Here is a 17,240-nt window from a genome sequence, read left to right on the forward strand (position 1 = left end):
AATTCCTGAAAGCGGCGTCTTCGGGCGCCGCTTTTTTACGCGCAGGAAAGCGGCTTCTGTCGCCTTTCGGGCGCGAGCTGCATATCTGGAATGCTATTTCGCAGTGCAATAGCGCGGAATTGAACCGCACGTGACGCAGCGTCGTTGGCCATTTGGGCGGTCTTCAGGTAAATCAGCCGTGGAACCCGCGGGGGCGGTGTTTCCTGTCCCTGATTTGGAATTGCCTGGCGAATGATTGCTCTGGTTCGTATTGCCCTGAGCCGGCCCTACACGTTTGTCGTGCTCGCGCTCCTGCTTCTGATCATCGGCCCGCTGGCGGCGCTGCGGACGCCGACCGACATCTTTCCGGACATCCGCATCCCCGTGATCGGCGTGGTCTGGCAATACACCGGCCTGCCGCCGGACCAGATGTCAGGCCGCATCACGACGCCGTTCCAGCGCGCGCTGACGACGACAGTCAACGACATCGAGCACATCACCGCCAACTCCTATAACGGCTTTGGCATCATCAAGATCTTCTTTCAGCCGAACGTCGATATCCGCACCGCCAACGCGCAGGTCACGGCGATCTCGCAGACGCTGATCAAGCAGATGCCGCCGGGCGCGACGCCGCCCTTGATCCTGAACTACTCCGCCTCGACCGTGCCGATCATCCAGGTGGCGCTGTCGGGTGACGGCCTCACCGAGCAGAACCTTGCCGATATCGGCATCAACCAGCTCCGCACCCCGCTGGTCACAGTGCCCGGCGCAGCGATCCCCTATCCGTTCGGCGGCAAGCAGCGCCAGGTCCAGATCGACCTCGACCCGACCGCGCTCCAGGCCCGCGGTCTCTCCGGCCAGGACGTCGCCAATGCGCTTGCAGCCCAGAACCTGATCACGCCGGTCGGAACGCAGAAGATCGGCCAGTTCGAGTACATCATCCAGCTCAACAACTCGCCGCTGAAAATCGACGAGCTCGGCAATCTGCCGATCCGGACCGTCAACGGTGCGATGGTCTATGTGCGCGACGTCGCGACCGTGCGCGACGGCAATCCGCCGCAGACCAACATCGTCCATGTCGACGGCAACCGCTCAGTGCTGATGATGGTGCTGAAGGCGGGCGCGACCTCGACGCTCGACATCATCGCGGGCATCAAGCAGAAGGTGATCGACGTCAAGGATCAGCTGCCGGACGCGCTCAAGATCGGCTTCATCGGCGATCAATCGGTGTTCGTCCGCGGCGCCATCGAAGGCGTCGCCTTCGAAGGCGTGATCGCGGCGCTGCTCACCAGCGTCATGATCCTGCTGTTCCTCGGCAGCTGGCGCTCGACCGTCATCATCGCGGTCTCGATCCCGCTCTCCGTGCTCGGCGCCATCATCATGCTGTCGGCGATCGGCGAGACGCTGAACATCATGACGCTCGGCGGCCTGGCGCTCGCGGTCGGCATCCTCGTCGACGACGCCACCGTGACGATCGAGAACATCAACTACCATCTGGAGCAGGGCAAGCCGGTCGAGCAGTCGATCCTCGATGGCGCCAACCAGATCGTGACGCCGGCCTTCGTCTCGCTGCTCTGCATCTGCATCGTGTTCGTGCCGATGTTCTTCCTCACCGGCGTGGCGCGCTTCCTGTTCGTGCCGATGGCGGAAGCGGTGATGTTTGCGATGATCTGGTCGTTCCTGCTGTCGCGCACGCTGGTGCCGACCATGGCCAATTATCTGTTGCAGCCACATGTGCATCACGAGGGCGCACCGCCGAAGTCGCGTAATCCCCTGGTATGGTTGCAGCGCGGCTTCGAGGCTCGCTTCGAACGCATTCGCGGCGGCTACCACAACTTCCTCGGGCTCGCGCTCGCGCACCGTCCGGTGTTCGTGATCAGCTTCCTCTGCGTGGTCGGCGCGTCCTTCGCGCTGGTGCCGTTCCTCGGGCGCAATTTCTTCCCTGCGGTCGATGCCGGCAACATCCTGATGCACGTCCGCACCCAGGTCGGCACCCGTGTCGAGGAGACCGCCAACCAGCTCGCCGACGTGCAGAAGGCGATCCGCAAGCTGATCCCGAGCGAGATCGAAACGCTGACCGACAACATCGGCATGCCAATCTCCGGCATCAACATGACCTACAACAATACCGGCGTGATCGGCCCGCAGGACGGCGACATCCAGATCAAGCTGAAAGAGGGTCACAAGCCGACCGAGGAGCATGTGCGCGTGCTGCGTGAGCAACTGCCGCGGCTGTTCCCCGGCGTCAGCTTCGCCTTCCTGCCCGCCGACATCGTCAGCCAGATTCTGAACTTCGGTGCGCCGGCGCCAATCGACCTCCAGATCCGCGGCGCCAATCTCAGCGCCAACTTTGCCTACGCCAGCACGCTCCTGGCCAAGGTGCGGCGGATTCCGGGCGTCGCGGATGCGCGCATCCAGCAGTCGCCGAACAATCCGACCTTCAACATCGATGTCGATCGCACCCGCGCGCAATATGTCGGCCTGACCGAGCGCGACGTCACCAATAGTCTCGTGGTCAACCTTGCCGGCTCCTCGCAGGTGGCGCCGACCTACTACCTCAATCCGGATAACGGCGTGTCCTATTCGATCGTGATGCAGACGCCGCAATACCAGATGGATTCGCTTAGCGCGCTGCAGACGTTGCCGATCACGGCCGCCGGCAATTCGCAGTCGCCGATCCTGGGCGGCATCGCCGACATCAAGCGTTCGACGTCGAGCGCGGTGGTCTCGCAATACGACATCCAGTCGATGGTGCAGATCTTCGCCACGACCTCGGGTCGTGATCTCGGTGCGGTTGCCGTCGACATCCGGCAGGCGATCGCCGACACCGCAAAGGAGGTGCCGAAAGGCTCTTCCGTGGTGCTGCTCGGCCAGGTGCAGACCATGAACAGCGCCTTCACCGGCCTCTTGTTCGGCCTGCTCGGGGCGATCGTGCTGATCTACTTCCTGATCGTCGTGAACTTCCAGTCCTGGTCCGATCCCTTCGTGATCATCACGGCGCTGCCGGCCGCGCTCGCCGGCATCGTCTGGATGCTGTTCGCGACCGAAACGACGCTGTCTGTGCCGGCGCTGACCGGCGCCATCATGTGCATGGGCGTCGCCACCGCCAACAGCGTGCTCGTGATCTCATTCGCCCGCGAGCGCTACGAGGAGCTTGGCGATCCCATCGCAGCCGCGCTCGAAGCCGGCTTCGTCCGGTTCCGCCCGGTGCTGATGACTGCACTCGCCATGATCATCGGCATGGCGCCGATGGCCTTGGGGCTGGGCGAGGGCGGCGAGCAGAATGCGCCGCTCGGCCGCGCCGTGATCGGCGGCCTGATCTTTGCGACCTTCGCCACCCTGATGTTTGTTCCCGTGGTGTTCAGTATGGTACACAAGAAGCAAGGCGCCAAAGCCGCCGCCTCCCTGGAGACCCCGCATGTCGCCCACTGAACCCCGCTCCCCGGTATCGCACCGGAAACTGGGCATTTTTGGCGTGGTGGCGCTGATTGCGGCAGGCCTCGTGGTCGGCACCGGCATCCGCGCGCGCGAGGAGCAGGGCTCCAAGCTGAAGGAGTGGACCGACGAACAGGCCGTTCCCAGCGTCGCGGTGACGCTACCCAACGCCAAGGCCCTCCATGCCAACCTCGATCTGCCGGGCCGGTTGGAAGCCTATTCCCGCGCACCGATTTTCGCGCGCGTATCGGGTTACCTGAAGAGCTGGAGCGCCGACATCGGCGCGCGCGTCAAGGCCGGTCAGGTGATCGCCGAGATCGAGGCACCCGACCTCGATCAGCAGCTCTTGCAGGCCCGCGCCGACCTCGCCAGCCAACAGGCCAGCGCCAGGCTGTCGGAGGCGACGCTCAACCGCCGCAAGACGCTGGTCGCTTCCAACTTCGTGTCGGCGCAGGAAATCGACGAGCGCACCGCCGATCTCTCCAACAAGAACGCCGCCGTGCATTCGGGGCAGGCCAACGTCGAGCGGCTCGAGGCGCTCGCAGGCTACAAGAAGATCACCGTGCCATTCGACGGCGTCGTCACCGCGCGCGATACCGACGTCGGAGCGCTGATCAACGCGGGCGGCGGCTCGGGGCCGGCGATGTTCGTGGTTTCCGACATCACCAAGCTGCGCGTCTACGTCAACGTTCCCCAAAACTACGTGCCCGCGATCAAGATGGGCGCCAAGGCCAGCATCGTGCTGCCGGAGTATCCGAACCGGACCTTCCAGGCCACCGTGGAGGCTTCTTCGCAAGCCGTCGACGTCGCCTCGGGCACGACGCGCATGCAGCTTGGTCTCGACAATTCCTCGGGCGAGCTGATGCCCGGCGGCTACGCCAGCGTCAAGCTCAGCCTGCAGCGCGACTCGGCGCCGCTCAGCATTCCCGCCAGCGCGCTGATCTTCAACAGCAGCGGCCTGCGCGTCGCGACTGTCGGTGTCGACGACAAGGTCCTGTTCAAGCCGGTGACCATCGCCCGCGACCTCGGCCGCGAGATCGAACTCGCCTCAGGAATTGCAGCGGATGACCGCGTCATCACCGCACCACCGGATGGCCTGTCCGACGGCGACCTAGTCCGCGTGACCGGCGCCGGCGCCAAGGGCAAGCCGGCGACGGCGTCGGAGAAGCAGGCGCCGAAGGGGTAGGGGATCCCGTGCCCCGGCTCTGCGGAGCGGCATTGCATGCCGCACCGCGTCCGGGACACGAGAGCTAGTCTAGGCCGCGCGCCACTCCGGCACGCCATCGACGGCCATCGTGATCTCGCCGAGTGAGCCGACCGGCGTCCTATCCGTGTTCAGGAGATGCGCCAGCGTGGCCGCATCATTCGCCGGAATCCGCGCCAGCGTGCGCCTGTCATCTTCCGTCCGCAGCATCACCACGCCGTGCTCGACATCGCCGCCACGGCCGTAGAGCACCGTAAAGCTCTCGACCTTGCCCCCGCCTGAGATATCCATGACGAACTCCGGCACCGCGCGCTTGTTGCTGTCTGCCACCGCCTGCACGCTGGTCTCCTGCGCCAATGTCTCACGCGGCGGCACCTTCGACACCACCAGCGCATGATGCTTGGTGACGAAGCCGCCCTGGCCGTAAAGCAGGCCGAGCTTTGCGCCGTCGCGCACACGCCGCACCATCGCGCAGGCTGCATGCGTCATGTAGGTGTTGAGCGGCGCGCCGAAGAAGGTGAGGCCGCCGGTCACGGTCGGCTGTACGTCGGGGCCTAAGCCCAGCGTCCGCCGTGCCATCTTGGGTACGCACGGGAAGCAGCTGTACAGTTCGATCGCGTCGAACTCTTTGCGGTCGCCGCCGGCTAGGTCCATCGCGGCTTTCAGCACCGCGTTCTGCGGATGGCTCTCGTAAAACTGGTCGCGCAGGAGATAGTCGCGCGGCTCTTCCGCAGAGGCGCCGCCGAGCGGGTAGACCAGCTTGTCTTCGGCAATGCCGGTCGCGCGAGCCCTGGCAAGGCTGGTGAGCAGCAGCGCACCGCCCATGTTGACGCTGGGGTTGGCAACCATGAGCTTGTTGTAGGGCCACGCGATGAGACGATTGTCCGCCGTCGGCGTCGTGATCTCGTCCGGCGCGTAGCGCCGCTTGAGCCAGGCGTTGGGATTTTGCGCCGCGGCCTCGGAATAGCGCGACCATAGCGTGCCGGACTCTGCCATCGCCTCGCGCGGCGTCTGGCCCCAATGCGCCGAGGAGGCGGTCTCATAGAACGGGTAGACGGTGACGGGGCGGAACACACCGAGCTTCACGGCCAACGGCTTCTGGAACGCCGCGCCGCGCTTCGGCTCCTCGACGTCATGGGCGAACGGCGTCCATGGCAGCTTGGCCCCGGCACGCTCGGCCTTGGTCGCGGTCGACTGCGCCTCCGCGCCGCAGACCGCGGCCACGGTGCATTCGCCCCGCGCGATGCGCTTTGCTGCCTCGTGGACGTAGCGGATCGGGCTTTCGCCGCCGACCGGACCGTAATAGCAATGCGCCGGCGTGATGCCGAGTTGTTTCGCCAGCAGCTGCTCCGGATCGCGATAACGCCAGCTCAGGAAGTTGACGACGTCGAGCGATTGCACCTCGCCGAGCAGCTTGGCACCGGCGTCCTGTTCGGCGCGGCGCAACGCCTGTTCGAGCAGATCAAGCGGCTCGAGGCCGTCGGTGATCTCCTTGGGGCGATCGACGATCTCGCCGATGCCGACGATGACGGGGATGCGGTTTGGGGGGATAGAGGAGTTCGTCATTTCTGTTTGCTTCACGTTTCAGATCTTGGGCACGCCGTCGCCCTTCGAGGCCTTCGCTGCGCTACGGCACCTCAGGATGACGGCTACAGATACCGCGTCATCCTGAGGTGCGAGCCGAGCGGCGCGTGCGCCGCCGGGCGAGCCTCGAAGGATGGGCCGCGGGCAATCACTCCGCCACCAGCGCATTCATGTGCTCGACGGCTTCGGCAAACTCTTCCTTGAACTCCTGCACCACGGAGCCTGCGGATTTCACGCTGTCGATCAGGCCGACGCCCTGGCCGACGAAATAGCTGACGAGATCCCGCGCCCTCGCGTTGCCACTCGCCGCGGCGCGGTCGATCGAGTTGAAGGCGTCGCGGCTGACGATGCTTTGTAGCGGCATCGGCAATGCGCCGGGGCTCTCGGGTGCGCGATCCCAGGCGTCGGTCCAGACCGAGCGGAGTTGTCGGGCCGGCTTTCCCGTACGCCCTTTCGAGCGGATCGCATCGCGCGATGATGCCGCGATCATCTTCTCGCGAAAGATCTCCGTGGTCTCGGCCTCGACGGTGGCAAGCCACACCGAGCCGGTCCAGGCGCCGGCCGCACCCATCGCCATGCAGGCCGCCATCTGCCGTCCGGTCATGATGCCGCCGGCCGCCAGCACCGGCACGTCGCGGATCGGCTTGATCGCCTTGATCACCTCCGGCACCAGCACCATGGTGGAGACCTCGCCGCAATGGCCGCCCGCTTCGGTGCCCTGGACCACGAGGATATCGACGCCGGCCGCGACCTGTCGTAGCGCATGCTCCTTGGCGCCGACCAGAGCGGCAACCGGCACGCCGTGCTTCCTGCCCATCTCGATCATAGCCTTCGGCGGCACGCCCAGGGCATTGGCGATCAGGCGAATCGGGTGGTTGAACGAGACCTCCAGCAGCTCCAACGCGGTCCTGGCATCGAACGGCTGCGGCTGGTCGTCAGCCATCTCAGTGGTCGTGAGTTCGATGTCGTATTTCTTCAGGAGATCGCGCGTGTAGTTGCGATGCTCCTGCGGCACTCGTGCTTCAAGGCTCTTCCAGGTGACGTCCTTCTCACCCGCGGTCGAAATGTTTTCCGGGATCAGCACGTCGACACCGTAAGGCTTGCCCTCAACGTGGTCGTCGATCCATTTCAGCTCGCGTTCGAGGGTATCAGGCGTGTGCACGGTCGCACCTAACACGCCAAAGCCGCCGGCGCGGCTGACGGCGGCGACGACATCGCGGCAATGGCTGAAGGCGAGCAGCGGGAACTCGATGCCCAGCATATCGCAGATCGGCGATTTCATCGTTCCCTCCCGGCGGCCTCGCGTTGCTGTTGTTGCATTCTGCAGCGAAGACCACTCGACGCTAGCCCATCGTCGTCCGCGATGCCACGCCGGATTCGGCCGCGCATCTTGCGCGCAGGCGTCGCGCGGCAGACGAGCCATTCCGCTGTACAAAATAAGCAGATCAGAGCCGGCCGATTTGCCCCTTGCGCTTTCGGATGCGCGAGCGAATGCTGGCCCACAACAACAGAAAACAACGAGGGAGCGCCAGTCGATGTCGCCAGCGCAAGCGAATCCGTCTCCGACCACGGAATCCTACAACGTGATCGTCGTCGGCGCGGGTTTCGCCGGCATGTACATGCTGCACCGTTTGCGCGGGCTCGGTTTCTCGGCGCGAGTCTACGAGCAGGGCGGCGGCGTCGGCGGCACCTGGTACTGGAATCGCTATCCCGGTGCGCGTTGCGACGTCGAGAGCATGCAATATTCCTATTCGTTCTCGGAAGAGCTCCAGCAGGAATGGGACTGGAGCGAGCGCTACGCATCGCAGCCGGAGATTTTGAAATACGCCAACCACGCCGCTGACCGGTTTGATCTGCGCCGGGACATCCAGTTCAACACCAACGTCGAGCGCGCGGTGTTCGACGAGCGTGCGAGGTGCTGGGCGGTGACGACGTCCGACGGCACAACGGTTCAGGCGCAATTCGTCGTGCTCGCGACCGGCTGTCTCTCGAATGCGCGCAAGCCCGACATCAAGGGTCTCGAGAATTTCGAAGGCCCCGTCTATCACACCGGCAACTGGCCGCACGAAGACGTTGATTTCACCGGCTTGCGCGTCGGCCTGATCGGAACGGGATCGTCAGGCATTCAGTCGGCGCCCGTCATCGCCGGACAGGCAAAACATCTGACAGTGTTTCAGCGCACTGCGAATTTTTCCATTCCCGCCCGCAATGCCGCGTTGACCGGCGAGGAGCGCAACACGTTCCGCAAGAATTATCCCGAGATCCGCCGCTTCGCCCGCGAAGTCGCGCGCAACGGAATTTTCGCCGAGCAGCCCGACCGCGGCGCGCTCGATGATAGCGACGATGTCAGGCGCGAAAAATACGCGGCGCGCTGGGAGCGCGGTGGTCTCACCTTCATGTATGCCTACAACAATCTCGGCCTCGCGCTGTCGGCGAACGACACCGCCGCGAATTTCGTCCGCGGCAAGATCGGCGAGATCGTGACGGATCCCGAGACGGCAAAGCTGCTGCAGCCGGACAGCCATCCGATCGGCACCAAGCGCATCTGCATCGACACCGATTATTTCGCGACCTTCAACCGGCCGAACGTCTCGCTGGTCGATATCAAGAGCAACCCGATCCAGGAGATCACGGCGAATGCCGTCCGTGTCGGAGGCGAGGACCACGAGGTCGACGCGCTCGTGCTCGCGACCGGCTTCGACGCCATGACCGGATCGGTCGCGAAGATCGACATCCGAGGTCCGGGCGGACAGACGCTGAACCGGAAATGGGCGGAAGGCCCCAAGACCTATCTCGGGCTGATGAGCGCCGGCTTTCCGAACCTCTTCATCATCACCGGCCCCGGCAGCCCCTCGGTGCTCTCGAACATGATCGTGTCGATCGAGCAGCATGTCGACTGGATCGCCGACGGTCTCGTCCATATGCGCAAGCAGGGCCTTGCCACGATGGAGGCGGACGGGGAGGCCGAGGACAAATGGGTCGCCCATGTCAACGAGGTCGCCCATGGCACGCTCTATCCGCAAGCCAATTCCTGGTACATGGGCGCCAACATCCCCGGCAAGCCGCGCATCTTCATGCCCTATATCGGCGGCGTCGGCGTCTACCGCCGAATCTGCGACGAGGTCGCGGCGAAGGGATATGAGGGGTTCGTGATGGAAGCCGAAGCCCGGCCGCGCAGGCTGGTGACGGGCTAGGCTGCATGCCGCCGGACTGAGGCCCGCGCCGGGCGCAGACCGGTCAGGCTTGTCATTCGCTATTTGCGCGCTAATTAATGCAGACGCATCTTCCCGCCGGAGAGCTTTGCATGACTGACGCCCCCGCCTACGTGCCGCCCAAGGTCTGGACCTGGAACAAGGAGAATGGCGGGCAATTCGCCAGCATCAACCGCCCGATCGCCGGTCCCACGCATGACAAGGAGCTGCCGGTCGGCCGCCACCCCTTCCAGCTCTATTCGCTGGCGACGCCGAACGGCGTCAAGGTCACCGTGATGCTGGAGGAGCTTCTGGCGCTCGGCCACAAGGGCGCGGAATACGACGCCTGGCTGATCAAGATCGGCAATGGTGACCAGTTCGGCAGCGGCTTTGTCGACATCAATCCGAATTCCAAAATCCCGGCGCTGATGGACCGCTCAGGCCCGGAGCCGATCCGGGTGTTCGAGTCCGGCTCGATCCTGCTTTATCTCGCGGAGAAGTTCGGCGCCTTCCTGCCGAAGGACATCAAGAGCCGTACCGAAGCGATGTCGTGGCTGTTCTGGCAGATGGGCAGCGCGCCCTATCTCGGCGGCGGCTTCGGCCATTTCTACGCCTATGCGCCGACCAAGATCGAATATGCCATCGACCGTTTTGCGATGGAGACCAAGCGCCAACTCGACGTGCTCGACCGCCGGCTCGCCGACAATGAATATCTCGCCGGCAGCGAATACACCATCGCCGACATGGCGGTGTGGCCCTGGTATGGCGCGCTCGCCAAGGGGCTGGTCTATGGCGCGGGCGAATTCCTGTCCGTGCAGGACTACAAGCACGTGCAGCGCTGGACCGACCAGATCGCCAAGCGCCCGGCCGTCAAGCGCGGCCGCATGGTCAACCGCGTCTCCGGCGATCCCGCCAGCCAGCTCCACGAGCGGCATGATGCCGGCGATTTCGAGACCAAGACCCAGGACAAGATCGGCGAGTTGGCCGCGTCGTAGGTGGTGCTTGCTTCACCTCGCCCCGCTTGCGGCCGCTCGCGGGGAGAGGTCGGAATTCAAGCTCGCTTGAATTCCGGGTGAGGGGGGGACTCTCCGCGAATCCAACCGTCACCTCCTTGCGGAGGACTCCCGCTCATCCCAACCTTCTCCCCGCAGGCGGGGAGAAGGGGAAGAAAGTTCACGCCATGCTCAGCTCGTGGCGTCCCACCACCATCCAGTGCACCTCGTCCGGACCGTCGGCGAAGCGGAGATGGCGGACGTCCTGGTACATTTCGGCGAGCGGGGTCCAGTGCGAGATGCCGGTGGCGCCGTGCATCTGGATCGACTGGTCGATGATCTTGCAGGCTCGCTCCGGCACCATGGCCTTGACCATGGAGACCCAGACGCGGGCTTCCTTGTTGCCGAGCACATCCATGGCCTTGGCGGCCTTCAAGACCATCAGCCGCATCGCCTCGATCTCGCAGCGCGCCTGCGCGATGATCTGCATGTTGCCGCCGAGATGGGCGATCTTCCTGCCGAAGGCTTCGCGGGTGAGGCCACGCTGCACCATTAAATCGAGCGCCTTCTCGGCCTTGCCGATGGTGCGCATGCAGTGATGGATGCGGCCCGGGCCGAGCCGAAGCTGCGAGATCTCGAAGCCGCGGCCTTCGCCGAGCAGAATGTTTTCCTTGGGCACGCGCACGTTGTTGAAGCGCATGTGCATGTGGCCGCGCGGGGCGTGGTCCTGGCCGAACACGTACATGGGGCCGAGCACTTCGACGCCGGGGGTGTCGCGCGGCACCAGGATCTGCGACTGCTGCTTGCTCGGCGCCGCATCGGGATTGGTCTTCACCATCACGATGAGGATCTTGCAGCGAGGATCGCCGACACCGGAGATGTAATACTTCTCGCCGTTGATCACCCACTCGTCGCCGACGAGCTTTGCGTTCGTCGAGATGTTCTTGGCGTCGGAGGAGGCGACGTTCGGCTCGGTCATGACATAGGCCGAGCGGATCTCGCCGTTCATCAACGGCTTCAGCCACTTCTCCTTCTGCTCCTTGGTGCCGACGCGCTCCAGCACCTCCATGTTGCCGGTGTCCGGCGCCGAGCAGTTCATGCTCTCCGAGGCCAGCGGGCTCTTGCCGAGCTCGGATGCGATATAGGCGTAGTCGAGATTCTTCAGGCCCTGGCCGGTGTCGTCGTCGGGCAGGAAGAAGTTCCAGAGGCCTTCCTGCTTGGCCTTGTTCTTGGCTTTCTCCAGCACCTCGAGCTGCTTCGGCGTAAAGCTCCAGCGATCCTCTTTGCCTTCGCCGGCCTTGGCGAATTCGATCGACATCGGCTCGACGGTTTCGCGGATGAACTTCCTGACGTGATCATAGAGCGGCCGGACCTGGTCCGACATCCGGAGGTCGTTGAGCTCGTCGCCGGGGTTGAGGGTGTAATTGGTGGTGCGGGGAATATAGGCGTGTTTTGTCATTGTTCCTCCCGGACTCGCTGAGATCGTGCTGGAGCAGAGAATAGTCGCAGCGTCGCCAAAGTGCGAGCGCACATTTTCCAACGCGAACCATGCCACGCGATGGAATATCGCAATAGCGTTTCAAACACTGTTTGAGCGAGATGGCATCGCGGCGGCGACAGTCGGATGACCCGTCTGCTCGCAGATCTCCAGCAGGCATCTTGCGACCTGAACATGTGGGTCGGTTAACGGGTCGCGCCGCCGCAGCTCCTCTAGCGGATTCCGTACTGATTCCGCCTGTTTCCGGTGGCTATTGGGGCTTTTGCGCGCCGCTGTAACCGGCTAACCTCCGGCTCGCGCTGAGGGAGAGAGTACATGAGTTCTTCCGTTATACGCGAAGTGCAGTTTCCAAAGCAGCCGGCGCTGCAGTTGATCTACGATACGGCGCCGATCGGGCTTGCATATCTTTCGCCGGACTGCCGCTATTTGCAGATCAACCAGCGCCTCACCGAGATCTGCGGTATCTCGGTCGAAGGCCATCTCGGGCACACGGTGCGGGATTGCGTGCCCGGGCTCGCATCCGCCGTCGAGGGCATCGTTCGCTCCATCATGGAAACCGGCGAGCCGGTCATCGGGATCGAGGTTTACGGCCAGCGTCCCGGCTATAATGACGAACGCTGCTGGATCACCTATTGGCATCCGCAACGCGGACCGAACGGTAACATTGTCGGCGTCAATGTCGCGGCAGAGGAGATCACCGAACGCAAGCGCAGCGAGCGAGAGATTCGCGGCGCGCGCGACGCGGCGGAGGCGGCGCTGCAACGCCTGAAAGAGGCTCAGGATTCACTGGTCGAGGCGGAGAAGCTCGCAGCTCTCGGACGGTTGGTGGCTGGCGTGGCACACGAGATCAACAGTCCCGTCGGTACCAGCCTGACCGTCACCTCGGCGCTGGAGCGCAAGACGACAAAGTTTGCGGCGGAAGTCGCACGGGGCGGGCTGAAGCGATCGAGCCTGAATGAGTTCGTCGCGGTTGTTCAGACCGCATCACTGCATCTGGCCGACAATCTCGCCCGCGCCGCGGAATTGATCCAGGCATTCAAGCAGGTCGCTGTCGATCAAGGCTATCTTGAACGCCGCAGCTTCGATCCGGGCGAGCTGACGCGACAGGTCGCCGTGAGCCTACAGCAGGAATTGCGGAAGAACGCTTTGGCGCTCAATGTCGAATGCCAGCCCGATCTGGCAATGAACAGTTATCCGGGTCAATTCGCACAGGTGGTGACCAACCTGATTAAGAACGCGATGGTGCACGCGTTTCCGCATGCCAAGAGCGGCAGCATCAATATCGAGATTTGCGCGTGCGGCCGGGATGATATTGAGATTGTCGTTTCTGATGATGGCTGCGGCATGAGCGCGGATCTGCGCCGGCAGGCGTTCAATCCGTTTTTCACGACGCGTCGCAGTCAAGGCTGCATCGGTCTCGGCCTGCACATCGTTCATAACATCGTCGTCAGTCGGCTGGGCGGGCGTATCAATCTCGAAAGCGAGCCAGACGAGGGGACACGAATTGGCGTGATCGTGCCGCGAGTTGCGCCCGTGCCACGCGATGCCTAGCGCACCGGACACAGGCGAACGGAAGCGACGCCGTCCTTCGGATGGCTATCCTGGCTACGGCGACGCAGTGAGTGCCCCCGCTCACACCATCCGATGCATCGCGCAGATCTTGTTGCCGTCGAGGTCGCGCAAATACGCAATATAGAGGTTCACGCCCGGGCCTTGTCGGACGCCGGGTGGATCTTCGCAAGGGATGCCGCCAGCGGCGATACCGGCGGCATGCCAGGCGTCGACCTGTTCCGGCGAATGGCAGGCGAAGCCGATGGTGCCGCCATTCGCGCACGTCGCCGCCTCGCCGTTGATCGGCTTCGTGACCGAGAACACGCCGGTCTTGGTGATGTAGAAGATGCGATGGCCGTCAACCCTGGCCGGCCGCACCTCGAGCGTGCTCAGCAAATCGTCGTAGAATGCCTTGGCCTTGTCGACGTCGTTGGTGCCGATCATCACGTGGGAAAACATTTGCCCTGTCCCCTTATTGCGCTTACGAAATCAGACATCGTAGGTTGGCAAAGCGCAGCGTGCCCACCACGACAAAAACTCAAAACGCTGTATAGCCGCCGTCGATCACGAACGTATCCGCGGTGTGATAGGACGAGGCCTTGCTCATCAGATAGACCGCGATGCCGCCGAAATCGCTGGCCTCGCCGAAGCGCCGCACCGGAATGCGCGGCATCACGTTGGCGACGAATTTTTCGTTGGCCATGATGCCGGCGGTCATGTCGCTCTTGATCCAGCCGGGCAGGATTGCATTCGCGGTGACGCCGTGGCGTGCCAGCTCGACGCCGAGCGCGCGCACCAGCGCGTTGATCGCGGCCTTGGTCGCCGCGTAATGCTCGTTACGCGCGGTGCCGAAGATCGAGGCCAGGCTCGAGGTCGCGACCAGCCGGCCAAAGGGATCGCCGGCCTCGGCGCGCTGGGTCATGTGTCTTGCGGCAGCCTGGAACGCGTGGAAGACGCCGTCGAGATTGGTCGCAAACATCGTGCGCCATTCCTCCTCGGTGCGCTCGATGAAGGAGCGCCGGCCGCCGCCGCCGATGCCGGCATTGGCGAAGCAGCCGTCGACCCGGCCGAAAATGTCGAGCGTGGCCTTCATCGCGGCATTGACCGAGGCCGGGTCAGTGACGTCGCAGACCCGCGCGTCGACCTTGCCGGGCAGATCCGCAAGGCTCGCGGCAGCGCTTCTGTTCTTGTCAGGATTACGGCCCCAGATCGAGACGTTGCAGCCCTGGCCGGCGAGCGCCTGTGCGATGCCGAGTCCGATACCGCCATTGCCGCCGGTGATCACGGCCACGCGGCCCGAGAGGTCGAAAAGGTCCATGGCGCGTTTCCTGTTTTTGGCATGAGCGCATCAGCCGCTGCGCGCAAGATTGCTGGCTATGCTCTGATCACCATGGACAAGACCGCGCCAAAAATCAAATATGCGCCCCGGCAAGCAATTCCGGTCTGCGAAATTGACACAGGCCGCAACGTACGAGGAAACCATGCAGTTCAAACACGTCACGCTCGATCTCGATGGTTCGGTCGCGATCCTCAAGCTCGACCATCAGGAGGTGATGAACGCGGTCTCCGTGGACATGCTGGGCGGTCTCGCCGATGCGCTCGACGTGATCGTGGAGAAGAAGGACGAGGTGCGTTGCGTCGTGCTGACCGGCGCGGGCCGCGCATTCTGCACCGGCGCGAATCTCCAGGGCCGCAACAACCAGTCGAAGAAGACCAAGGCCGGCCTGACGCTGGAGACCGGCTTCCACCCGTTCCTGCGCCGCATCCGCAATCTGCATTGTCCTGTTGTCACCGCGGTCAATGGTCCTGCGGCCGGCGCCGGCATGAGCTTCGCGCTGCTCGGCGACATGATCCTGTGCGCGCGCTCGTCCTATTTCCTGCAAGCCTTCCGCCGTATCGGCCTCGTGCCGGATTGCGGCTCGACCTGGCTGCTGCCGCGACTGATCGGCAAGGCCCGCTCGATCGAATTGTCGCTGATGGGTGAGCGGCTCCCGGCCGAGAAGGCGCTGGAATGGGGCCTCGTCAACCGCGTCTATGATGACGGCGTGCTGATGGAGGAGGCGATGAAGCTCGCGCATGAGCTCGCCAGCGGCCCGACGGTCGCACTGTCGCTGATCCGCAAGCTCTACTGGGACAGCCCGGAGAATTCCTTCGAAGATCAGCTCAATCTCGAATTCCAGTGCCAGCTCCGCGCCGGCGATACGCAGGACTTCCGTGAAGGCGTCGGTGCGTTCCTGGAGAAGCGCCCGGCGCAGTTCAAAGGCAAATGATCGAGGCCGAACTCTCCCGCAGCGTTCAGCGCTGGTACCCGGGCGCGACGGGTGTCGCCGGAGTAGCAAGGCTGTCCGGCGGCGCCAGTCAGGAAACCTGGCGCTTCGATATCGTACATCCGGATGGGTCGATCGGCGCGATTCTGCGCCGCGCACCGAACGGCTATGGTGCTGCACCGACGCGTGCAGCCGGCCTCGCTGCCGAAGCAACGCTGATGCAGCTCGCATTCGAGGCCGGCGTGCCGTCGCCGCGCGTCATGCATGTGCTGGTGCCGGACGACGATCTCGGCACCGGCTTCATCATGCAGCGGGTCGAGGGCGAAACCATCGCGCGCAAGATTCTTCGCGATGATGAATTCGCCGCGGCGCGACCGCGCCTCGCGCGGCAGATCGGCGGGGTGCTGGCCGGACTCCATAAGCTGCCCCTTTCGAAGCTGCCCGAACTGCGGCACATGAGCGCCACGAAGGAGATCAGCGAGTTTGAGCGCGACTATCGCAGCTTGAACTGGCCCAAGCCCGTGTTCGAGCTGGCGCTGCGCTGGCTGCGCGACCACGACCCCGGTCCGTCCCCCGAAGAAACGCTGGTACACGGCGATTTCCGCAACGGCAATCTCATCATCGGTGCCGACGGCGTGCGCGCGGTGCTCGACTGGGAGCTCGCCCATCTCGGCGATCCCATGGAGGATCTCGGCTGGGTCTGCGTCAACTCCTGGCGCTTTGGCGAGATCGACAAGCCCGTCGGCGGGTTTGGCTCGCGCGAAGAGCTGTTCGCCGGCTATGAGGCAGCGGGGCGCAAATGCGATCCTGAGCGGGTCAAGTTCTGGGAAGTGATGGGCACGCTGCGCTGGGGCATCATGTGCGGCGGCATGATGCAGCGTTTTCGCGAAGGCCCCGACCATTCGATGGAACGCGCCATGATCGGCCGCCGCGCCTCCGAGACCGAAATCGATCTGTTGCGGCTGCTGGCGCCGCGGGGGAGTTGACCATGCAGGACGAACCGACCCCGATCGAGCTGACCAAATCGGTCGCCGATTTCCTTCGCAACGACATCGCGCCGTTGATCTCCGGCCACCACGCCTTCAAGCTGCGGGTCGCCGTCAACATCCTCGATCTCGTGACACGGCAGCTGACGCAGGGGGAGGGGAGCGATGCTGCGGAGGTCGAGCGGTTGCGCGCGCTGCTCGGCGCGGACGGCACGGTGACGGAGCTCAACCGCGCGCTAGCCGACCGTATCGCGAAAGGCGAGGTGGATCTCGCAACGCCGGGGTTGGCCGAACACCTCTGGCAGACGACGATGGACAAGCTCGCGGTCGACCAGCCGAATTATGCATCCTATAAGCGCGAGCTGTCGCGAGGCGGAGGTTAGGTGCGATCCATCCTTCGTCTTTGCGAGGAGCCGTTGCGACGAAGCAATCCAGACTGCCACGGCGGTGAGATTCTGGATTGCTTCGCTGCGCGTAACTGCCCAGGTGGCCGTTTGTATTCTCTTGACTGACCACATGTGTTTGTGAGTCAAGGTATGGGTGACGCCGCCAA

General features: G+C 64.0%; 13 protein-coding genes. 8 read left to right on the forward strand and 5 right to left on the reverse strand.

Annotated features, from left to right (window positions below):
• The first annotated feature begins 231 nt into the window (after positions 1–231).
• The gene (locus IVB27_RS03680; RefSeq protein WP_247441486.1) at positions 232–3,411 is read left to right on the forward strand and encodes an efflux RND transporter permease subunit; all 3,180 of its coding nucleotides are present in this window, start codon (positions 232–234) and stop codon (positions 3,409–3,411) included.
• Positions 3,398–4,600, forward strand: coding sequence for an efflux RND transporter periplasmic adaptor subunit (locus tag IVB27_RS03685; RefSeq protein ID WP_247349768.1), 1,203 nt, complete (start codon positions 3,398–3,400; stop codon positions 4,598–4,600). Before IVB27_RS03680 ends, IVB27_RS03685 begins: the two co-directional genes overlap by 14 nt.
• A gap of 69 nt (positions 4,601–4,669) precedes the next feature.
• Here the strand turns inward: IVB27_RS03685 and IVB27_RS03690 are convergent, their stop codons facing one another.
• Together IVB27_RS03690 and IVB27_RS03695 are read right to left on the reverse strand one after the other, a co-directional pair.
• Positions 4,670–6,184: an acetyl-CoA acetyltransferase gene (locus tag IVB27_RS03690; RefSeq protein ID WP_247441487.1), complete on the reverse strand. Its 1,515-nt coding sequence runs from the start codon at positions 6,182–6,184 to the stop codon at positions 4,670–4,672.
• Between the two features lie 166 nt (positions 6,185–6,350).
• Positions 6,351–7,484: a nitronate monooxygenase gene (locus IVB27_RS03695; RefSeq protein ID WP_247349770.1), complete on the reverse strand. Its 1,134-nt coding sequence runs from the start codon at positions 7,482–7,484 to the stop codon at positions 6,351–6,353.
• A 253-nt stretch (positions 7,485–7,737) separates the two neighbouring features.
• Between IVB27_RS03695 and IVB27_RS03700 the strand changes: the two genes are divergently transcribed.
• Positions 7,738–9,396: a flavin-containing monooxygenase gene (locus IVB27_RS03700; RefSeq protein ID WP_247349771.1), complete on the forward strand. Its 1,659-nt coding sequence runs from the start codon at positions 7,738–7,740 to the stop codon at positions 9,394–9,396.
• Positions 9,397–9,506: 110 nt separating this feature from the next.
• A complete protein-coding gene (gene yghU / locus IVB27_RS03705) occupies positions 9,507–10,388 on the forward strand; it encodes a glutathione-dependent disulfide-bond oxidoreductase (protein ID WP_247349772.1) in 882 nt (293 codons plus the stop codon).
• A 178-nt stretch (positions 10,389–10,566) separates the two neighbouring features.
• Here the strand turns inward: yghU and IVB27_RS03710 are convergent, their stop codons facing one another.
• A complete protein-coding gene (locus tag IVB27_RS03710; RefSeq protein WP_247441489.1) occupies positions 10,567–11,844 on the reverse strand; it encodes an acyl-CoA dehydrogenase family protein in 1,278 nt (425 codons plus the stop codon).
• 354 nt (positions 11,845–12,198) lie between these two features.
• Here IVB27_RS03710 and IVB27_RS03715 point away from each other — a divergent pair, with 354 nt between their 5' ends.
• The gene (locus tag IVB27_RS03715; protein WP_247441491.1) at positions 12,199–13,434 is read left to right on the forward strand and encodes an ATP-binding protein; all 1,236 of its coding nucleotides are present in this window, start codon (positions 12,199–12,201) and stop codon (positions 13,432–13,434) included.
• An 81-nt stretch (positions 13,435–13,515) separates the two neighbouring features.
• On the opposite strand, the gene IVB27_RS03720 is transcribed toward IVB27_RS03715, so the two are convergent.
• Both IVB27_RS03720 and IVB27_RS03725 read right to left on the reverse strand, forming a co-directional pair.
• Positions 13,516–13,893: a VOC family protein gene (locus IVB27_RS03720; RefSeq protein ID WP_247441493.1), complete on the reverse strand. Its 378-nt coding sequence runs from the start codon at positions 13,891–13,893 to the stop codon at positions 13,516–13,518.
• Between the two features lie 79 nt (positions 13,894–13,972).
• On the reverse strand, positions 13,973–14,752 hold the full coding sequence (locus IVB27_RS03725; protein ID WP_247349776.1) for an SDR family NAD(P)-dependent oxidoreductase: 780 nt from the start codon (positions 14,750–14,752) through the stop codon (positions 13,973–13,975).
• 163 nt (positions 14,753–14,915) lie between these two features.
• Between IVB27_RS03725 and IVB27_RS03730 the strand changes: the two genes are divergently transcribed.
• From IVB27_RS03730 to IVB27_RS03740, 3 genes are read left to right on the forward strand one after another with little or no spacing between them, the layout of a single operon-like run.
• Positions 14,916–15,704: an enoyl-CoA hydratase/isomerase gene (locus IVB27_RS03730; RefSeq protein ID WP_247441495.1), complete on the forward strand. Its 789-nt coding sequence runs from the start codon at positions 14,916–14,918 to the stop codon at positions 15,702–15,704.
• Positions 15,701–16,687: a phosphotransferase family protein gene (locus tag IVB27_RS03735; RefSeq protein ID WP_247441497.1), complete on the forward strand. Its 987-nt coding sequence runs from the start codon at positions 15,701–15,703 to the stop codon at positions 16,685–16,687. Before IVB27_RS03730 ends, IVB27_RS03735 begins: the two co-directional genes overlap by 4 nt.
• A gap of 2 nt (positions 16,688–16,689) precedes the next feature.
• Entirely contained in the window at positions 16,690–17,070 is a 381-nt protein-coding gene (locus IVB27_RS03740; RefSeq protein WP_247441499.1) for a DUF6285 domain-containing protein, read from the forward strand.
• Positions 17,071–17,240: the final 170 nt, after the last annotated feature.

It is taken from the genome of Bradyrhizobium sp. 197 (assembly GCF_023073375.1).
GTDB lineage: Bacteria > Pseudomonadota > Alphaproteobacteria > Rhizobiales > Xanthobacteraceae > Bradyrhizobium.

Excerpts from the sequence above, each read along its gene's own strand:
- IVB27_RS03680 (WP_247441486.1), top strand. The coding sequence starts at position 232 with ATGATTGCTCTGGTTCGTATTGCCCTGAGCCGGCCCTACACGTTTGTC.
- IVB27_RS03685 (WP_247349768.1), top strand. The coding sequence starts at position 3,398 with ATGTCGCCCACTGAACCCCGCTCCCCGGTATCGCACCGGAAACTGGGC.
- IVB27_RS03690 (WP_247441487.1), bottom strand. The coding sequence starts at position 6,184 with ATGACGAACTCCTCTATCCCCCCAAACCGCATCCCCGTCATCGTCGGC.
- IVB27_RS03695 (WP_247349770.1), bottom strand. The coding sequence starts at position 7,484 with ATGAAATCGCCGATCTGCGATATGCTGGGCATCGAGTTCCCGCTGCTC.
- IVB27_RS03700 (WP_247349771.1), top strand. The coding sequence starts at position 7,738 with ATGTCGCCAGCGCAAGCGAATCCGTCTCCGACCACGGAATCCTACAAC.
- yghU (WP_247349772.1), top strand. The coding sequence starts at position 9,507 with ATGACTGACGCCCCCGCCTACGTGCCGCCCAAGGTCTGGACCTGGAAC.
- IVB27_RS03710 (WP_247441489.1), bottom strand. The coding sequence starts at position 11,844 with ATGACAAAACACGCCTATATTCCCCGCACCACCAATTACACCCTCAAC.
- IVB27_RS03715 (WP_247441491.1), top strand. The coding sequence starts at position 12,199 with ATGAGTTCTTCCGTTATACGCGAAGTGCAGTTTCCAAAGCAGCCGGCG.
- IVB27_RS03720 (WP_247441493.1), bottom strand. The coding sequence starts at position 13,893 with ATGTTTTCCCACGTGATGATCGGCACCAACGACGTCGACAAGGCCAAG.
- IVB27_RS03725 (WP_247349776.1), bottom strand. The coding sequence starts at position 14,752 with ATGGACCTTTTCGACCTCTCGGGCCGCGTGGCCGTGATCACCGGCGGC.
- IVB27_RS03730 (WP_247441495.1), top strand. The coding sequence starts at position 14,916 with ATGCAGTTCAAACACGTCACGCTCGATCTCGATGGTTCGGTCGCGATC.
- IVB27_RS03735 (WP_247441497.1), top strand. The coding sequence starts at position 15,701 with ATGATCGAGGCCGAACTCTCCCGCAGCGTTCAGCGCTGGTACCCGGGC.
- IVB27_RS03740 (WP_247441499.1), top strand. The coding sequence starts at position 16,690 with ATGCAGGACGAACCGACCCCGATCGAGCTGACCAAATCGGTCGCCGAT.